The organism is Flavobacterium limicola (assembly GCF_003634755.1).
Lineage (GTDB): Bacteria > Bacteroidota > Bacteroidia > Flavobacteriales > Flavobacteriaceae > Flavobacterium > Flavobacterium limicola.
The window spans coordinates 325,895-346,507 of record NZ_RBXA01000002.1 but is presented as its reverse complement, the minus strand read 5'-3'; the positions used below and the strand labels follow the sequence as shown (position 1 = coordinate 346,507).

14 protein-coding genes are annotated in these 20,613 nt (G+C 31.6%); all 14 read left to right on the top strand.

Annotated features, from left to right (window positions below; translation table 11 throughout):
* Positions 1 to 24: 24 nt before the first annotated feature.
* The 14 genes from BC952_RS08905 to BC952_RS08840 all read left to right on the top strand — a co-directional run bounded on the left by BC952_RS08905 (position 25) and on the right by BC952_RS08840 (position 20,610).
* Entirely contained in the window at positions 25 to 2,772 is a 2,748-nt protein-coding gene (locus BC952_RS08905; protein WP_121365538.1) for a gluzincin family metallopeptidase, read from the top strand.
* A 185-nt stretch (positions 2,773 to 2,957) separates the two neighbouring features.
* A complete protein-coding gene (locus BC952_RS08900; protein WP_121365251.1) occupies positions 2,958 to 5,366 on the top strand; it encodes an alpha-ketoacid dehydrogenase subunit alpha/beta in 2,409 nt (802 codons plus the stop codon).
* Between the two features lie 142 nt (positions 5,367 to 5,508).
* Positions 5,509 to 5,775 (top strand): hypothetical protein, encoded by a 267-nt coding sequence (locus BC952_RS08895; RefSeq protein ID WP_121365250.1) that lies wholly within the window; start codon positions 5,509 to 5,511, stop codon positions 5,773 to 5,775.
* A 98-nt stretch (positions 5,776 to 5,873) separates the two neighbouring features.
* Positions 5,874 to 6,551, top strand: a complete 678-nt coding sequence (locus BC952_RS08890; RefSeq protein WP_121365249.1) for a peptidoglycan DD-metalloendopeptidase family protein — start codon at positions 5,874 to 5,876, stop codon at positions 6,549 to 6,551.
* Between the two features lie 3 nt (positions 6,552 to 6,554).
* Positions 6,555 to 7,025 carry a hypothetical protein gene (locus tag BC952_RS08885; protein WP_121365248.1) on the top strand — a complete coding sequence of 157 codons (471 nt, stop codon included), beginning with the start codon at positions 6,555 to 6,557 and terminating at the stop codon, positions 7,023 to 7,025.
* A gap of 569 nt (positions 7,026 to 7,594) precedes the next feature.
* A complete protein-coding gene (locus BC952_RS08880) occupies positions 7,595 to 8,155 on the top strand; it encodes a helix-turn-helix domain-containing protein (RefSeq protein ID WP_091169109.1) in 561 nt (186 codons plus the stop codon).
* A gap of 9 nt (positions 8,156 to 8,164) precedes the next feature.
* Positions 8,165 to 10,987: a PAS domain-containing hybrid sensor histidine kinase/response regulator gene (locus BC952_RS08875; protein WP_341866841.1), complete on the top strand. Its 2,823-nt coding sequence runs from the start codon at positions 8,165 to 8,167 to the stop codon at positions 10,985 to 10,987.
* Positions 10,984 to 11,424 (top strand): response regulator, encoded by a 441-nt coding sequence (locus BC952_RS08870; protein ID WP_121365247.1) that lies wholly within the window; start codon positions 10,984 to 10,986, stop codon positions 11,422 to 11,424. The genes BC952_RS08875 and BC952_RS08870 overlap by 4 nt, the downstream gene beginning before the upstream one ends.
* Before the next feature lie 96 nt (positions 11,425 to 11,520).
* Positions 11,521 to 12,345, top strand: a complete 825-nt coding sequence (locus tag BC952_RS08865) for a CheR family methyltransferase (RefSeq protein ID WP_121365246.1) — start codon at positions 11,521 to 11,523, stop codon at positions 12,343 to 12,345.
* Between the two features lie 2 nt (positions 12,346 to 12,347).
* On the top strand, positions 12,348 to 12,920 hold the full coding sequence (locus BC952_RS08860) for a chemotaxis protein CheB (RefSeq protein ID WP_121365245.1): 573 nt from the start codon (positions 12,348 to 12,350) through the stop codon (positions 12,918 to 12,920).
* A 25-nt stretch (positions 12,921 to 12,945) separates the two neighbouring features.
* A complete protein-coding gene (locus BC952_RS08855) occupies positions 12,946 to 16,470 on the top strand; it encodes a response regulator (protein ID WP_208639980.1) in 3,525 nt (1,174 codons plus the stop codon).
* 118 nt (positions 16,471 to 16,588) lie between these two features.
* The gene (locus BC952_RS08850) at positions 16,589 to 19,009 is read left to right on the top strand and encodes a response regulator (protein WP_121365244.1); all 2,421 of its coding nucleotides are present in this window, start codon (positions 16,589 to 16,591) and stop codon (positions 19,007 to 19,009) included.
* Positions 19,010 to 19,470: 461 nt separating this feature from the next.
* The gene (locus tag BC952_RS08845; protein WP_091170203.1) at positions 19,471 to 19,665 is read left to right on the top strand and encodes a hypothetical protein; all 195 of its coding nucleotides are present in this window, start codon (positions 19,471 to 19,473) and stop codon (positions 19,663 to 19,665) included.
* Positions 19,666 to 20,241: 576 nt separating this feature from the next.
* On the top strand, positions 20,242 to 20,610 hold the full coding sequence (locus tag BC952_RS08840) for a DUF892 family protein (RefSeq protein ID WP_121365243.1): 369 nt from the start codon (positions 20,242 to 20,244) through the stop codon (positions 20,608 to 20,610).
* Positions 20,611 to 20,613: the final 3 nt, after the last annotated feature.

Here is a 20,613-nt window from a genome sequence, read left to right as displayed (position 1 = left end):
CAATATGCGCAACATCAGTCCAAGATTAGAGCAGAGCTTAATGCTGAAAATAAATCATTGATTATTAATCAGGAAATTATTTTCATAAATCAGTCCGATGATACGTTAACATCGATCGTTTTGAATGACTGGAATCATGCATTTTCCAATAAAAACACACCTCTTGCCAAACGATTTTCGGATGAATTTTACAGGGGTTTTCATTTAGCCAAAGATGAAGAACGTGGCAGTACAATAAATTTGATTGTTAATGATGGCACTCAGCAGTTTTTATTTTGGCAAAGAACAGTAAAAAACCCTGATTACATTGTTGTCCAATTAAAAAATCAGTTACTTCCAAACCAGAAAATTACTCTTTACCTTTCGTATATCAGCAAAATTCCCAGTGAAAAATTCACGAAATATGGCTACAATAACAACAGCACATTTAACCTAAAAAACTGGTATCTTACTCCTGCGCGTTATGAAAATCATACTTTTATAAAAAATAGTAATAATAATCTGGATGATATTGCCAATGGAGTTTCTGATTTTGAAATTAATCTTAAAATCTCAAAAAAATTAGAAGTCAGCTCAGACTTAAATAGCGAAAAGACAACTGGAAATAATGACTTTTCACATTACAGATTATCAGGAAATAATAGAACTGATTTCAGTCTTATTATTGAACCTAAATCCAGTTTTGAGAGTTACAAAAATAGCTCTGTTGAAGTGCTGACTGATTTAAAAAACAATAAATTAGATACTACTCAAAAAGCAATTGTAATTGACCGAGTTATAAATTTTACTAACGATTTAATTGGAAAATATCCTCATGAAAAAATCATTGTTTCTCAAACGGATTATGAAAGAAATCCTTTTTATGGATTAAATCAGCTTCCTTCATTTATAAGTCCGTTTCCGGATGAATTTCTTTTTGAAATTAAGTTTCTAAAAACCTATCTAAAAGAATATTTAAAAACGAGTTTGCATCTGGATCCCAGAAAAGACAATTGGATTTATGATGGGATTCAAGTCTATGCGATGATGAAATATATAGATAAAAATCACCCAAAAACTAAAATGGTTGGTAGTCTTTCTAAAATTAAATTATTGAAAAGTTTTAACTTAGCTAATATTGATTTCAATGATCAATACAGCTATTTCTATATGTTGATGGCTCGTAAAAATCTGGACCAACAACTAGGTAGTCCGAAAAATAATTTAATCAAATTTAATGAACAAATCGCCAGTAAATACCGGGCAGGATTAAGCATTCGCTTTCTGGATGATTACTTGCAAAACGATGCAGTTGATACTAGCATTAAAGCATTTTATAAAAAAAATCAGCTGACACAAGTGTCAAAATCCGATTTTGAAATGTTATTAAAATCAAATACAACTAAGGATATCAATTGGTTTTTTAATACCATTATTAATTCAAGAGACATTATTGATTATAAATTTTCGAGTGTAACAAAAACTAAAGACAGCATTACTTTTTCAGTGATAAACAGAACAGGAGCTCCTATTCCTATTCCAGTTTATGGTACAAAAAAAGGTAAAATTGTATTTAAGCAATGGTTGGACATTGAAGAATGTGACAGCACTTTTACATTTGAGAGAAAGGAAGCAGATAAAATTATTTTAAATTTAAAAAATGAAGTTCCGGAATACAATTTAAGGAATAATTGGAAAAAACTTGGCGGTTTTTTTCCAAACAATCGTCCTGTAAAGTTTGTGTTTATGAAAGATTTAGAAGACCCATATTACAACCAAATTTTGTATGTACCCACATTATCTTATAATTTATATGATGGTTTGACTCCTGGAGTTCGATTGCACAATAAAACTATTTTAGACAAACCTTTTATTTTCGACATTAATCCTTCCTATTCTTCTAAATCCAATAATTTATCCGGATCAGCTTCTTTTGTAGTAAATCAAAATTATAGAAACAGTGCCCTTTATAATGCCCGATATTCGATGAGTGGCTCTTACTTTCATTATGCGCAGGATGCCACTTATCTTAAATTAAATCCTACAGTACAATTGCGAATTAGAGAGTCAAACTTTAGAGACAATAGAAAACAATTAATCTTATTCCGCCAAGTAATTGTGAATAAGGAAAAAAGTGCTTTTGTTACTGAGAATTCCCCTCAAAATTATTCCGTTTTTGATGCTAGATATATCAATACAAAAACAGAAGTAACCAATCATTTTAACTTTAGTTCTAATGTCCAAGTTTCAGGGAAATTTGGAAAAGTTACCGGTGAAATTGAATATCGAAAACTATTTGAAGACAATCGCCAAATTAATTTACGCTTATACGCTGGAAGTTTCTTGTATAATAAAACGCAATCGGATTTTTTCAGTTTCGCATTAGACAGACCAACAGACTACCTATTTGATTATAATTATTTTGGAAGGTCTGAGAGCACGGGACTTTTCAGCCAACAATTTATATTGGCAGAAGGAGGCTTTAAATCGAAAATTGTCACACCTTTTGCGAATAGATGGATCACCAGTTTAAATGCAAGTTACAGTATCTGGAATTGGATTGAGGTATATGGCGATGTAGGTTTTATAAAAAATAATAGCCAAAATGAAAAATTTGTATATGATAGCGGAATTCGTCTCAACTTAGTGACTGACTATTTTGAATTGTATTTTCCGATATATTCAAATAATGGATGGGAAATTTCTCAAAACAATTACAATGAAAAAATTCGTTTTATAGTCACTTTCTCACCTAAAACATTAATCAATCTTTTTAATCGAAAATGGTTTTAATCTAATGTAATTATGAATATTAATTGTATTATTCTTATTAAATCATATGTAAAATTACATATAGCAAAAAAATAAAGTTCTTTTTAGTAGAATAAATTGAAATAATTTAATTCTATTTTTATAATCAATTATGAAAATCGCTAGTTTTTAAGTAAATTTGCCTCACAAAGTTATACTTTTCAATTATGATAAAAGAAAAAACCAGTACTGCATTGACATTTGAAGATTTCAAAATCGAAGTTTTGAATGATTATAAGATAGCTATAATAAGTAGGGAATGTAGCTTATTAGGGCGTAAAGAAGTATTGACCGGAAAAGCTAAATTTGGTATTTTTGGTGATGGAAAAGAAGTACCACAACTAGCCATGGCGAAAGCTTTCAAAAATGGTGATTTTCGTTCTGGATATTATCGCGATCAAACTTTTATGATGGCCATTGGAGAATTAACAATCCAACAATTTTTTGCCGGATTATACGGTCACACTGATATTGAACAAGACCCCATGTCAGCCGGAAGACAAATGGGTGGTCACTTTGCCACACATAGTTTAAATGAAGATGGTTCATGGAAAGATTTAACAAAGCAAAAAAATTCTAGTGCTGATATTTCTCCTACAGCAGGACAAATGCCAAGATTATTAGGTCTTGCTCAAGCATCAAAAATATACAGACAAGTTTCAGGAATACCAAATGCTTCCAATTTTTCAATTGAAGGAAATGAAATTGCATGGGGAACTATTGGAAATGCCAGTACATCTGAAGGGTTGTTTTTTGAAACCATAAATGCTGCAGGTGTTTTACAAGTTCCTATGGTAATGAGTGTTTGGGATGATGAATATGGAATTTCTGTTCACGCCAGACACCAAACTACTAAAGAAAATATATCCGAAATATTAAAAGGATACCAAAGAGAACACGATACCAATGGTTTTGAAATTCTAAGAGTAAAAGGCTGGGATTATGCGGACTTGATTGCCACTTATGAAAAAGCGGCCGATATTGCCCGAGAAAATCATATCCCTGTATTGATTCATGTAAACGAATTGACGCAACCTCAAGGACATTCCAGTTCAGGTTCTCACGAAAGATACAAAAACGCAGACCGATTGGCTTGGGAAAGAGATTTTGATTGTATTCGTCAAATGAAATTATGGATGATTGCGATTAATATTGCTTCTCCAGAAGACATTGATGCGATTGATGTACAAGCTAAAAAAGATGTTTTAGAAGGTAAAAAAGCCGCTTGGAATGCCTTTATAGAACCTATCGTTGAAGAGCAAAAAGAACTCGTTGCTTTATTGCAAACAATAGCTGAATCTAGTAATAATAAGGAGACAATATTAAAATTCATTGCTGATTTAAGCGGAATAAAATCTCCTTTGAAGAAAGAAATACTGGTTACTGCCCGTAAAGTATTGCGTTTAATCCTTAATGAAAATGGTAAACAAGAATTATCGCAATGGATTACAGACTATACAATTAAAACCCAAAAGAATTTTAGCAGCAACTTATTTTCAGAAACCGATTTAAATGTGTTTTCTGTTGAAAAAGTTTTACCGGTATATCCTGAAGATGCTAAAGAAGATACTGATGGACGAATGATTTTACGCGATAATTTTGACGCTATTTTCACTAAATATCCTGAAACATTAATTTTTGGAGAAGATGCAGGAGCTATTGGTGATGTAAATCAAGGTTTAGAAGGAATGCAGGAAAAATACGGAGAACTTCGCGTTGCCGATGTTGGAATTCGTGAAGCTACCATTCTAGGTCAAGGAATTGGAATGGCTATGAGAGGCTTACGCCCAATTGCCGAAATTCAATATTTAGATTATTTATTGTATGCCATTCAAATCATGAGTGACGATTTAGCTACATTGCGATACAGAACTGTTGGAAAACAAAAAGCACCACTAATCATACGTACTCGAGGACACCGTTTAGAAGGCATCTGGCACTCTGGCTCCCCTATGGGAATGATCATAAATGCCATACGAGGAATTCACGTTTTGGTTCCTAGAAATATGACACAAGCAGCGGGTTTTTATAACAGTTTGTTAGAATGTGACGAACCAGCTTTAGTGATCGAATGTTTAAATGGGTATCGATTGAAAGAAAAAATGCCGTTGAATTATGGCGAATTCAAAACTCCAATTGGGGTTATAGAAACTTTGAAAGAAGGAACTGATATTACATTAGTTTCTTATGGTTCGACTTTACGATTAGTGCAGCAAGCCGCTAAAGAGCTTCTTGAAGTTGGGATTGATTGCGAAATTATCGACTTACAATCTTTGCTCCCATTTGACATCAATCAAGATGTAGTAAAAAGTATAGCTAAAACAAATCGTTTATTGGTAATTGATGAAGATGTTCCTGGTGGTGCTTCGGCTTATATTTTGCAACAAATAATTGAGCAACAAGATGCCTACAACTATTTAGACAGTAAACCTCAAACGTTAACTGCAAAAGCACACAGACCGGCTTATGGAACAGATGGAGATTATTTCTCTAAGCCATCAACCGAAGATATTTTCGAGAAAGTTTATGCAATGATGAACGAGGTGAATCCCTCAAAATATCCAAATTTATATTAAGAATTAATACTATAAATTGAAATCCCAATCTTTACGATTGGGATTTTTTTTTTAAAATAGTAAAACGTTTTTCTCTTTTAAAGATTTAAAATAGTAAATTGTCAATCAATTAATGGGCTAATAACCTTAAACAAAAATAAATATGAGAAAAACAGCATTACTTTTAGGAATATTGTCAATGATTGTAATCGTTTCTTGCAAGAAAAAAGAAGAAACTCCCATGCCAACACCAACTGAAACATCAAGCGAAACAACAACTACTGAAGCTGCAGCAGTTTCTGGAGAAGCAAAAGATAGTACATCTATAAAAGTTAGTACTGATGGTGTAAATGTAACAACCAAAGATGGAGCCAGTAAAACAACTGTAAATGTTTCCGGTGGTGAAGCAAAAATTGAAGTTAAAAAATAACAGAAACTATTTTCTTAATTAAAAGTTATAATGCCAGCATAAGTTATTTATGTTGGCTTTTTTTATTTTAAATTTAAACTTTATAAAAATAATCGAATATGAAGGTTTTAGAAACAATTTTAAGGAACATACAAAATGTCAAAGTAATAGACAAATCCATTGACTACAGTCAATACATTCCTTTGAATTTATCAATTACAAACGATGTCCTTGCCAAAGAAGAAATTGCTGATTCATCTCATTTTGAAAAATACATTGAAAACTATTTAACCGAAAACAATGCAAAAGTAGCTTTTGGAGGTTATAATGAAATTAGAAATTTATACAAAAGAAGTACTGTTTTTAATGATCCTAAAACAGAAGAACGCAATATTCATATTGGTTTAGATTTATGGATTAAAGCAGGGACTCCTGTTTTGGCAGCACTTGATGGATTTATTCACAGTTTTAATTACAACACCGGCGTGGGTGATTATGGCCCTACTATTATTATAGAACACAAAATAGAAAAACAACGTTTTTATACTTTATACGGGCATCTTTCGTTAGAAAGTATCAGCAATATAGAAATTGGAGATATTGTTGAAAAAGGAATGCAAATTGGGACCTTAGGAGATGCATTAGTTAACGGAGATTATGCCCCACACTTGCATTTTCAAATAATAGAAGAAATTTCAAATACGTTTGGAGATTATCCTGGGGTTTGTAGCAAAAGTGATTTAGATTATTATTTAAAAAACTGTCCGGATCCTAACTTATTATTAAAAATAAAATAGATTATGAAAAAATTAATTATTGTCATGACAATCCTTTTACTCATTGGATGTAAATCAAAAAAAGGCACAACTGCTCCAGAACCAGAAAAAGCAAAAATAGTGAAACTAGCATTATCTGAAATAGATAATAGTCAAAAGAATAAAGCTTACGAATTAGGAAAGAGAGTTTTGATGACTTGTAATACCTCCAAGTTTAAACCTTTTAACGAAAGTGAGGCGACACTATCTGTAATTAAAAATACAACGGAGGAGAGACTGACAAAGACCTGTACTCGATTTCGTCAATATTACGGTACCTTTATTGATCTTCAGTTAATTGAAGTTTATAAAAATAATACCGATGGCACAACTGTTTTTCGTTACAAAGCATTATATACAAAAAAAGTAGCAAATAAAGAACTTCGTGTTTTACTTAATCAAGAAAATAAGGTTTCATCGATTAAATCATTGGATTGGGTTGACTCATTCAATTAATTTTTAATTTTAACTGATGTTTAAAGTTACCCGTTAATCGTATTTTAAATAAACATAAATTTATTTAAAATACGATTTTTTTATACAACTTCCTAACTAATTGCTCTTAATAGAACTCTAATTTCCCATATCTTAAAATCATATTTAGAATTATAATAAACTGCACAAGATATGTTCAAGGGAATATCCTATCAAAGATAAGTAGGTTTTTACATAGTAACAGAAAATATATCCTGAAGAAAAAGAGATTCCTAAAGCGTAATATTGGTATTTTACATAAAAATTGGAGCCTAAAAAATTAAAAAATAATACAAAATCAAAGCAGCAAACATAAGCGTAATATTCTAAAAAACAAATGTTTAAAAATCAATATTCACCAGACAAACAGGCATACTTAGTCAAATACAGTTTTTCTTTAATAACCATTTCTACTTAAAAAAGCAAAGTATTGTGGACTAATTTTTTAATTATATAATTAATTTGTAAAATTATATAATGTATCTTTAAACCGAATAAGTATTTTTGTCCTAACTGTAAAAGAAATATATTTGAAACTATACATAAAATACATGGTAAGTAATCGCTGTAAAATGGCGGTAAAAGAAGAATTAAAAAAGCTCAAATTACACTTTATGGTTGTTGATTTGGGAGAAGTCGAAATCATGGAAAACATTTCTATGGAGCAACGACAAAAATTAAAAGCTGCTCTCTTAGATTCAGGACTTGAATTAATGGATGATAAAAAATCCATGTTAATCGAAAAAATAAAAAATGTAATTATTGATATGGTTCACCATTCAACTGAAAATATTAAAATTAATTTTTCAGATTATTTAAGTCAAAAATTAAATCACGACTACACCTATTTATCAAACTTGTTTTCAGAAGTACAAGGTACTACCATTGAACAATTTATAATTAGCCATAAAACGGAACGCATAAAAGAATTGATTATTTATGGAGAATTGAATATAACTGAAATCGCTTGGAAAATGAATTATAGTAGTGTAGCCCATTTATCCAGTCAGTTTAAAAAAGTTACCGGACTCTCCCCTTCTCATTTTAAACAATTAAAGGATAAAAGACGCAATCCTATTGAAGAAGTTGGAAATTTAATTGAGGAAAAATAAGAGCATTTAATTGACCCATCCGTTTTTAATAAAAAAATAGAAATTATAAATAATCAAGTATCAAAATACGCCAGAAGTCTAATTGAAGCAAGTCTAGACCCTTTAATTACAATAAATACCGCTGGGAAGATTACGGACATGAATGAGGCAACTGTGAATATTACGGGTGTCAATCGAGAAAGATTAATTGGTACTGATTTCTTTGATTATTTTACTGAGCCCCAAAAAGCCAAAGAACTATATCAGGAGGCCTTTACAAAAGGTTCAATAACTGATTCTCCACTTACACTTCTCCATAGAAAAGGAAAACTAACAGATGTCTTATTTAACGGTTCAGTTTATAAAGATGATCACGGAAATGTTTTGGGTGTAGTGATAGTGTCAAGAGATATTGCTGGGCAAAAATGGGCATTAGATCTAAAAATTGCTAACAAAGAATTAGCGTATCAAAACGATGAAAAAGAAAAACGCGCAGCTGAATTAGTCATTGCTAACAAAGAATTGGCATATCAAAACGATGAGAAAGGAAAGCGAGCAGACGAATTAATTATCGCCAATAAAGAACTTCTTTTTCAAAATAAAGAAAAAGAAAATCGTGCTGCAGAGTTAGTTATTGCCAATAAAGAACTTCTTTTTCAAAACAAAGAAAAAGAAAAACGCGCAGACGAATTAATCATTGCCAACAAAGAGCTTCTTTTTCAAAATAAAGAAAAAGAAAAACGGGCAGCTGAATTAGTAATTGCCAACAAAGAACTTCTTTTTCAAAACGATGAAAAAGAAAAACGGGAAATTGTAAATAAAGAACTTAAAGAGCTTAGTAACACCGCAAAATTAGATTCGCAATATACTCTAAGTTTAATCGAAGCAAGTCGAGATCCTTTGGTTACTATAAATACCCAAGGAAAAATTACCGATATGAATGAGGCAACTGTAACTATTACAGGTATGTCTCGTGAAGAACTTAAAGATTCTTATTTCTTCGATTATTTTACAGAACAACAAAAAGCTCGTGAAGTATATCAGGAAGTATTTGAAAAAGGTTCCGTAGCCGATTCACCGCTTACTCTTCGCCATAAAAACGGGAAACTGACTGATGTATTGTTCAACGGTTCTGTTTATAAAAATGAAAAAGGAAATGTGATTGGTGTTGTTGTTGTTGCAAGAGATATTACAGATCAGAAAAAAATCGCTAATGAGTTAATTGAGGCACGGGTTTTTGCTGAGCTAGCCACTGAAATTGCTGAAGGAGCAAAAATAAATGCTGAAAATGCGACTTTTATAGCTGAAAATGCGGTAAAAGCAAAACAGCAATTTTTATCCAATATGAGCCATGAAATACGTACACCGATGAATGCAATCATTGGATTTACCAAAGTGGTTTTGAAAACAGACTTGACAACAAAACAAAAAGAATATTTAGATGCTATTAAAATGAGTGGCGATGCATTAATTGTACTTATTAATGATATTCTTGATTTAGCAAAAGTAGATGCAGGCAAAATGACATTTGAAAAAACACCTTTCAAAATGAAATCTTCTATAGCTGCTATGCTCCATTTATTTGAAACAAAAATTCAGGAAAAAAACTTACGATTGATTCAGGAATATGACAATAAAATTCCAAAAATTCTCATAGGTGACCCCGTTCGTTTGCATCAAATTATTTTAAATTTAGTCAGTAATGCTGTAAAATTTACAACAAAAGGAAAAATTACAGTCAGTGTCGATTTATTGCATGAAGATACTGATAACGTAATTATTCAATTTTCAGTAACGGACACTGGAATTGGTATTCCAGAAGAAAAAATAGGGAAAATATTTGAAAACTTTCAACAAGCATCCAGCGGAACTTCAAGATTGTATGGTGGAACAGGGTTAGGACTCGCTATTGTAAAACAATTAATAGAGCCGCAAGGTGGAACCATTCGTGTAAAAAGTAATCTTAATGAAGGTTCTACCTTTAGTTTTACGTTAGGTTTTCAAAAAACCAATATTGATCCAGAATTAGAAAATGAGATAATGGAATTAGATTCTGAAATAAAAAATATAAAAGTATTGGTAGTTGAAGACATTCCTCTTAATCAATTGCTTATGAAAACACTATTAGATGATTTTGGTTTTGCCAGAGATATTGCCGAAAATGGTAAAATAGCAATCGAAAAACTAAAAGAAAATGATTATGACATTGTACTAATGGATTTACAAATGCCAGAAATGAATGGGTTTGAAGCTACAGAATACATTCGTAATACAATGAATTCAAATATACCAATCATCGCATTAACTGCTGATGTGACAACCGTTGATTTGGCTAAATGCAGAGCTGTAGGAATGAACGATTACCTTGCAAAACCTGTAGATGAAAAAGTATTATACAGCAAAATTGTTGGCGCGTTAAAAAAGCCAAAACTTGCCAAAGTTACTACTGCACTTAATAAAAAAAGAGAAGAGGAAGAGATTGCAAAGAAAAAAATAAAGTACACAGACTTAGTTTATTTAAACCAAAGAACAAAATCGAATCCTACATTAATGATGGAAATGATATCTTTATATTTAGCACAAACGCCTCCTCTAGTTTCAACTATTAAACAAAGTTTAGCAGAAAAAAATTGGACGTTATTGGGTTCGGCAGCACACAAAATAATTCCCTCTTTTGCAATAATGGGGATGAGTCCTGATTTTGAAAACATGGCGAAAAAAATTCAGGATTTCGCAATATCACAAGAAAAAACAGATGAAATAGATGATTTGGTGCTAGAATTGGAAAACATTTGTTTACAAGCATGCATTGAATTACAAGAAGAATTTAACACAATAAAAAATACAATATGATGAATGACAACAACAATAAAGTAAAAATATTTCTGGTAGATGATGATGCATTGTTTTTGAAATCTTTAGAAATTGAATTTATGGAAAATGCTGATTTTACGGTTGAAACCTATTCAACAGGAGAACTCTGTATTGCCAATTTATCCAATAATCCCGATGTAATAATATTAGATTATCAACTTGATGGTATTGTAGCAAATGCGATGAACGGTCTTGAAACATTAGATAAAGTAAAAGCTTTCAATCCAGAAATTCCAGTTGTAATGTTATCTTCTCAAGATAAAATTGAAGTGGCAATAAACTGTATGCATCACAAGGCATTTGATTACGTAGTGAAAAGTGAAACTGCTTTTGTTCGCTTGCAAAAAATAATTACTGCTATTTTTAAATACCAAAAAATGGAAAAGGAACTAAATTGGTACATGGATCGTATGTAATCCATTTTACAATATAATTTTGTTTAAATTGAATCTATACATTTAAATTAATCACCCCTGATTTGGTAAAATTAAAATCAAAATTGTTAAAAAAATATGCGGTATAAAGACACCTCAGATTTAGAAATTTCATTGTTATTGGAGGCTATCTTCAGGAAATACGGGTATGATTTCAGAGAGTATTCCCAAGCCCATATCAGGCGCAGGATTATGAACAGAATGGCGGTATCTGGATTCGAAGATGTTTCTCAAATGCAATCTAAGGTTTTAAATGATGAAACTTTCGCTTCTGAACTCTTACAGGATTTATCAATAACAGTAACTGAAATGTTTCGGGACCCTATTTTTTATAAGTCATTACGAGAAAATGTCATCCCTATTTTGAAGACTTATCCCTTCATAAAAATATGGCATGCAGGCTGTGCTACAGGAGAAGAAGCTTATTCCATGGCTATTCTTTTGCAGGAAGAAGGCTTGTATGACAGAACAACCATTTATGCTACAGATTTTAACCAAATGGCTTTGAACCGGGCAAAAGATGGGATTTTTTCGAATAAAATGATTAAAGAATACACTTCCAATTATCAAATGGCGGGTGGAAAAGAATCCTTTTCGAGTTATTATACTTCCAATTATGATAACGTTATTATGAATCAATCCTTGAAAAAAAATATTGTTTGGGCTAATCATAATCTGGTGACTGATAGTGTTTTTGCAGAAGTAAACTTGATATTATGTCGGAATGTGCTGATTTATTTTGATAAAAATTTACAAAATAAAGTCCAGACTCTTTTTTATAATAGTCTCATTAATGGTGGTGTTCTTTGTTTGGGCTCTAAAGAGAGTTTACGTTTTTCAGATTTGTATGAACAATATTCTGAGTTAGACACAAAACAACGAATATTTAAAAAGAAATATTAAAAATGCAATATGAAGCAATTGTAATAGGGGTTTCTTCCGGAGGAATGAATGTGTTAAAAATTATATCCTCATCCTTACCGTTACATTTCAATATACCAATTATTATAGTGCAGCATTTAAGTGCTCATTCTGATAGCCATTGGATAAAACTTTTAAATGAAAAAAGTCATCTAAATGTAACAGAAGCGGATGAAAAAGAGAAAATTAAAAAGGGCAACATTTATATTGCTCCACCTAATTATCATTTGCTGATTGAAAAGGATAAAACTTTTTCCCTTACTATAGATGAGCGTGTAAATTTTGCAAGACCTTCTATTGATGTTTTATTTGAATCAGCAGCCGAAGCGTATACAAATAAATTAATTGGAATCGTGCTTACAGGTTCTAATAGTGACGGAAGTAAAGGAATTAAGCGTATAAAAGACTGTGGAGGTTTAGTCATTATTCAAGACCCAGAAACAGCCGAATCTGAATACATGCCAAAGTCAGCAATTGCTACAATTGTGCCAGATTATATTTTACCATTGGAGGATATCATCGAATTATTAATACAATTAGATCAACAAGAAAGATAAAAACCTAAACTTTATAAATAATAGCATGAAAATGAACTTAGGAAGAAAAATCGTAATAGGATTTATTGCTTGTGCAGTAGTACTTTTAGGAGTTGCAATGTTTTCTTTTAAAAACAGTGAAAAATTTGTTGCTTCAAATACTTTGGTAAATGTTTCCAATCAGGTATTGTATGAATTCGAACAAATATTATTGTCATCTGTTAATGCAGAAACTGGCGTTCGAGGTTATGTAATTACAGGTGATGAAGATTATTTGAAACCGTACAACACCGCTAATTCTAAAATCAATGAGAAGCTTGAAAAAATAAAGAAAATAACGCAAGACAATCCCATTCAGCAAAATAAAATCGAGAAACTTGCAAAAGTGATTAAATTGCGATTTGACATTTTGAATACATGCGTAAACCTCCGTAAAAATGATTTTGAAAAAGCAAGAGCGTTTATCGCTTCAGGCGAAGGCAAACAAATTCAAGATGAAATAAGAAAAATAATTAGTGAATCACAAGAATTAGAACGTTCGCTTCTTACTCAAAGAACACAAGATAGTAAGGAAGATGCCAGTAAGTTTAATATTGTTTTTGCGGTTTTATTGCTCGTTATTGTATTGATTCTTATTGTTGTCTATTCCATAGTTGCCACAAATTTAAAAGCGCTTAAAAATTCTGAATCGGAAACCGCCAGCAAAAACTGGTTGCTTACCGGTAACTCAGTACTTAGTGAAAAGTTAATAGGAGATCAAAGTATAGAACAGTTGGCAAACAATACCATAAGTTTTCTATGTTCGTATCTGAAAGCTAATATTGGTGCCGTTTATCTATTTAATGAAAACGAAAATGAGCTATTGCTTAGTGGCAAATTTGCTTTTTCATCTGCTAATGACACTAAAGTTAGTTTTAAATTAAATGAAGGATTAATTGGTCAGGCTGCCTGGGAACAAAAACAAATTTCATTAGCGTATATATCTGATGATCAAATTCGGATTACTTCGTCCGTATTAAACGCAAAACCAAAACATTTGCTGATTACCCCTTTTTTGCTTGACGGGAAAACCATAGGCGTAATTGAAATAGGCAAGCTTACCGAATTTAATGAAACCGAAAAAGAATTTGTAAATGTTGCTATGAGCAGCATTGCTATTAGTGTATACACGGTTCAACAAGCTGAAGAAAAAGAAATAAGAGCCGCGGAGTTGGCTGTTGCCAATGGAGAACTCGCCTACCAAAACGAAGAAAAAGAAAAAAGAGCTGCAGAGTTAGCGATTGCAAATGAAGAACTTGCTTATCAAAATGAGGAGAAAGAAAAACGAGCTGTAGAGTTAAGTTTTGCGAACAAAGAGCTTTCAAATCAAGCGGAAGAACTCCAAATACAGCAGGAAGAATTGAGACAGCTGAATGAAGAATTAGAACAACAAGCGCAAAATCTTAAACAACAGCAAGAGGAATTACAAATGACTAATGAAGAATTGGAAGAACAGACTCAATCATTAGAGGAGAAAAATAAAGAAGTTCAAGCTTCCAAAAATGATATTGAACAAAAAACCAAACAACTGGAGATTAGCAGCAAATATAAATCGGAATTCCTCGCAAACATGTCGCATGAATTAAGAACACCGCTTAATAGTTTGCTTATTTTATCCAAAGATTTATCAGAAAACAGAAAGAAAAACCTAGATGAAGTTCAGATTGAAAGTGCGGAAATAATTTATAAAAGTGGTCATGATCTTTTGGTATTAATTAATGAAGTATTAGACCTCTCCAAGATTGAAGCAGGGAAAATGGCTATAAATATTGAAAAAATAGCACTGAAAAATTTTACAGATAATCTTCTTCGCGATTTTAAACATCAGGCGGAACAAAAAGGATTAACGATACTTTGCAAATTGGCAGCTGGTTTACCCGAATTTATCCACACTGATTCACAACGTTTGAACCAGATACTGAAAAATCTTTTATCCAATGCTATAAAATTTACCGAAAAAGGAAGTGTAACTATTAGTATTGACCCAAATACAGAGACTACTTTGAACATTTCTGTTAGGGATACAGGAATTGGAATATCAGAAGACAAACAATCAGCCATATTTGAAGCTTTTCAGCAGGCCGAAGGAGGAACCTCCAGAAAATATGGTGGTACAGGATTAGGACTTTCTATTTCACGGGAACTTGCCAAATTACTGGAAGGAGAAATAATAGTAAAGAGCCATTTAGACAAAGGATCTACTTTTTCACTCATTATCCCCTTGGAAATATACCCTGTACAAGAGCCTGAAACTGAAAATCAGGTGAAACCTATTTCGTATACACCACGCTCACAAAATGATATCAACTATCTGAATCATCCAACCATAGAAGACGATAGAGATACAATGAACATAGATGACAAAATAGTACTCATTATTGAAGATGATCGTAATTTTGCTACTATACTTTTAAAACAAGCCAACAAAAAAGGATTTAAATGTTTGTCGGCTTCTTCTGGAGAAGATGGTTTATTGCTTGCTGCAAAATACAAACCTCAAGCAATCATTCTTGATATGGGTTTACCAGGAATCAATGGAAAACAAGTATTACATGAACTAAAAATAAATCCTTCTGTAAGACATATACCGGTGCATATTATATCGGCAAATGACCGTTCGCTAGAACCTATCAGAGAAGGTGCAGTAGAATATCTTATGAAACCGATATCTAAAGATGGTCTGGAGGAAGCTTTCATCAGGATTGAAAATTTTGTGAATAGAAAAATAAAAAACTTATTGATTATTGAAGATAGTGAAAATTCCAGAAAAGCAATGAAAGTACTCATTGGCAATGGTGATGTAAAATGTTATGAAGCAGGAACAGGAAAAGAGGCTTTAGAATTGTTTGAGCACAATCACATTGATTGTATCATTCTGGACATTGGATTGCCTGATATGACTGGCTTTGAACTGATCCATAAACTGGGAGATGTAAAAGCTCATAACCTACCCCCCATTATTGTTTATACCGGAAAGGAACTTACAAAAGAAGAAAATAATCTGCTTCACAAATATGCGGATAGCATTATTATAAAAGGGATAAAATCCGAAGAACGCTTGCTGGATGAAACTGCTCTCTTCCTCCACCGAACAATCACCAATTTACCAAAATCACAACAAATGATGATTAATAATTTGAATGATAAAGAAGCTATATTTCATTCCAAAAAAATATTATTAGTTGATGATGACATGCGAAATGTTTTTGCCTTATCTAAAATATTACAAGAACGCGGAATGGAAGTCATAAAATCAGAAGACGGCAAGAATGCATTGAATATGCTGGAAGTACATACTGACATTGATCTGGTATTAATGGATATAATGATGCCGGAAATGGACGGTTACGAAGCAATGAAACGAATACGATCTCAGATAAAATTCAGAAACTTACCTATAATTGCCCTTACGGCAAAAGCTATGAAAGACGATAAACAAAAATGTATTGATGCAGGTGCCAACGATTATATCACTAAGCCTATTGATGTAGAACGTCTGTTATCATTGATGCGCGTATGGTTAAGTAAATAATAAAATAACATCAAAAAGGCGGTACATCCCCAATCTCATTTAAGTTATATTTTTTTGTTGGTATTTTAATATTCTTTAGTAGATACTCAACATTCAAACTTTTATTTTACAATTAAAAATGAAAATAAATAGCCCTGTTAAAATTTTATTGGTCGATGATTTGCCTGAAAATTTGTTTGCCTTAGAAGTAATACTTTCTAATGAAAATTATTTATGTGTTAAAGCAAATTCTGGAAATGAGGCCTTAAAAATTCTGTTGCATCAACAAGATTTTGCCATCATATTAATAGATGTGCAAATGCCGATGATGGATGGATTTGAAACCGTAGAATTAATTCGCCAAATCGACAAACTGAAACATGTTCCGATTATTTTTTTAACGGCCAGTATGGATAATTCTCTACAAATTTTCAAAGGGTATCAGGCTGGGGCTGTTGATTATATGATTAAACCGCTTTCGCCTGAAATATTAAAAGCAAAAGTGGCTGTTTTTGTCGATTTACATACTAAAAATCAAGAATTATTAGTTCAGGCAGAACAACTGAAAAAACTGAATACCGATCTTACAGACCAAAAATTACGTTCTGACTATTCTCTTAGCCTTATTGAAGCGAGTCATGACCCTTTATTTGCAATTAGCCCCGAAGGGAAAATCACGGATATGAATAATGCATCGGTAGAGGTAACTGGTATCGCACGTCAGGAATTAATTGGATCCGATTTTTTTGATTATTTCACTGAAACGCAAAAGGCTCGTGAAGTGTATCAAAAAGTGTTTGAAAAAGGATTTATTGCGGATTGTCCGTTAATACTTTGTCATAAAAATGGTAAATTGATTGATGTATTATTCAATGGAGCAATATATAAAGATGATAAAGGGAATGTGCTGGGAGCAGCAATTGTTGCCAGAGATGTGACCAATAAAAAAAGGATTGAAACCGAATTAATTGAAGCTAAAATTTTTGCGGAATTAGCTACGGAAATTGCTGAAGAAGCAAAAATAAATGCTGAAAATGCCATGAAAGCAAAACAGCAATTCTTGTCGAATATGAGTCACGAAATCCGTACGCCGATGAATGCAATCATCGGGTTTACAAAAGTGATTCTGAGAACCGATTTGACAGAGAAACAAAAAGAGTATTTAAATGCAATTAGGACAAGTGGTGATGCATTAATCGTACTCATTAATGATATACTTGATTTAGCAAAAGTAGATGCGGGTAAGATGACATTCGAGAAAAAGCCTTTCAAAATGAAATCTTCCATTGCTGCCATGCTTCATTTATTTGAAAACAAAATTCAGGAAAAAAAATTAAAATTAGTTACGGATTATGACTGTAAAATCCCTGAAGTTTTGGTTGGAGATGCGATTCGTTTGCATCAAATCATTTTAAATTTAGTCAGTAATGCTATAAAATTTACATTTAAAGGAAAAATTACGGTAAGTGTTGATTTATTGCATGAAGATGATGATAAAGTAATACTCAAATTTGCTGTAACAGATACAGGAATTGGAATCTCCGAAGAAAAAATAGGAACAATATTTGAAAATTTTCAACAAGCAACAAGCGAAACGTCCAGATTTTATGGTGGAACTGGGCTAGGTCTTGCTATTGTAAAACAATTAATAGAACCACAAGGTGGTACTATCCGTGTAAAAAGTATTGTTCATGAAGGTTCTACATTTAGTTTTACATTACCATTTCAAAAAACAAATGTTGTTGTAGAATTGGAAAATGAGTTGGCAGAGATCGATTCGGAAATGAAAAACATAAAAGTATTAGTAGTGGAAGATATTGTTCTAAATCAATTGCTCATGAAGACACTTTTAGATGATTTTGGATTTGAGCGAGACATTGCTGAAAATGGGAAAATAGCTATTGAAAAACTCCAAGAAAATGACTATGACATCATACTAATGGACTTGCAAATGCCAGAAATGAATGGGTTTGAAGCTACAAAATATATTAGAAATACAATGCATTCAACAATTCCTATTATTGCATTAACCGCTGATGTTACAACGGTTGACGGAGATAAATGTAAAGCTGTGGGAATGAATGATTACATTGCCAAACCAGTTGATGAAAGAGTGTTATATAATAAAATTATTGGAACATTAAAAAAATATAAACTTGATAAAAAAGAAAAAATTAGTACTAATCAAGTTGAAAAGATAAAATACATTAATTTAGAATATTTACATCACAGAACTAAATCAAATCCAAAATTAATGATGGAAATGATAGCATTGTATTTAGTACAAATTCCACCATTAGTACAAACGATGAAACAAAGTCTGGCGGATCAAAATTGGTCTTTATTAGCAGCTTCGGCACATAAAATGATACCCTCCTTTTCAATTGTTGGAATAAGTTCCGATTATGAAAACATGGCGAAAAAAATTCAAGAATTGGCAACAGCTCCGGAAAAGTCAGAAGAAATACATGAGTTAGTGCAGCAACTTGAAGAAGTTTGCCTCCAAGCCTGTACCGAATTACAGGAGGAATTTGACACAATTAAAAATAGTTTGTTATAAAAGGCAATAATAAAATTTAGGAAATAATTTGTCCCTTTTTAAAATTCTAAAAAAACAATTTCTTGTTCCTTGGAAGTGTTAAGCCTCTTTATATAAAAATAAATATTTAAGATCTTTTTGAAAATACATAATAGTTGTTACCCACGAATTTTTCTATTGACTTTTTGAGAAAATCTTTTAACAAACCTAAATTTACTTAGATATAAAAAAAATTCTGTTCATTATTAGTAACATACAATTGATCACTTCAAATTTTGGATTTAATATTTTTTTCTAAACTGTGAATGATATAACTTTTATTAACAATTGTATAACACTTTGAGCGTACAATCAAAATACATTTGTAGTGTAATTATCACTTCTGCAAAAGGAGCTTTAATTATTTAAAGTGGATATCTTTAAACCAATGTGCGTTTAAAAACATCCGCTAAAAAAAGTATAAACCTTAAAAAAGAAAAATCATGAATCTTAAAAGAATATTTGGAGCATTACTTACTGCTCTTGGAATAGGTGGACTTATTTACACTGCAGTTATATTTGCAAGTACTTCAGGCGAAACAACGGATATTAAAGCGCTAATCATTTACGGAGTATTAGGTATACTATTCTTTGTTTCAGGAATTAGCTTAGTTCGTACAACAAAAGACGAATCATAAATTATATTGCTGCCTGTATGATTCTATTTATTTAAAATCAATTGAAACAAGCAAGCACAATAAATTGATTACAATCTATAACTTCCTTCTTATAATATAAAAGGAAGTTTTTTTATTTCCATAGCAATAGTTTTTTTTGCATTACCGAACTTAAAATACCAAAAAAAACCGCTCCATTTTTTTTACTCACAGCAGTTTGTTTTATAACCTACAAATATTCCTGTTTATTTCCAGAGTCTTTTCTGCTAATACTCTAATTTCATTTCATAATAATCCTGAAATTTATCAGATTAATAGAATTATTTTTATCAAAATCCTTTAAAAACAACTACTTACCTATCACCTATTAGAAGTTGTATCGCTTAAATCGTTCCTTTTTTTTTAGTAAATCTAAATGGCCTGAATACTGTAATCAGCATCGAAATTGTAAAGATTTCCTCCTGATTGATTTCAAAAGCTTAATTTGACAATATGTGAAAGATGTAATACATATGATTAATTGTGTAATACTTTAAAAGTTTTATAATCTCAACTTTACAATATCCAATTAATGTTCTTCAATAAAATAAAAAACAAATGAAAAGTACCATAACCAAAACTGATAAAAATATCACGCTAGAAAAAGGGAAAGGAAATTCAAATGAAACATCTTCCGAAACTAGCGAAGGCTGTCGAAATATTTTTGTAGAGGAATTAAAAGAAATTTACTTTACAGAAAAAGCACTGATAATCTCGATTCCCGTATTGATTAAAAATGCTGTCACTGATGAACTAGCAGAAGCACTCAAAGTGCACATGCAATTTACAATAGACCATATCAAACGCTTGGAAGAATTTTTCAATTCCATTGGCGAAAAAGACATCATTTTGCAATATGAAGCAATGTACGGTTTGGTTACCCCACAAAAAAAACAAGAAATTACAATTAATCCTTCTAAAAAATAAAAA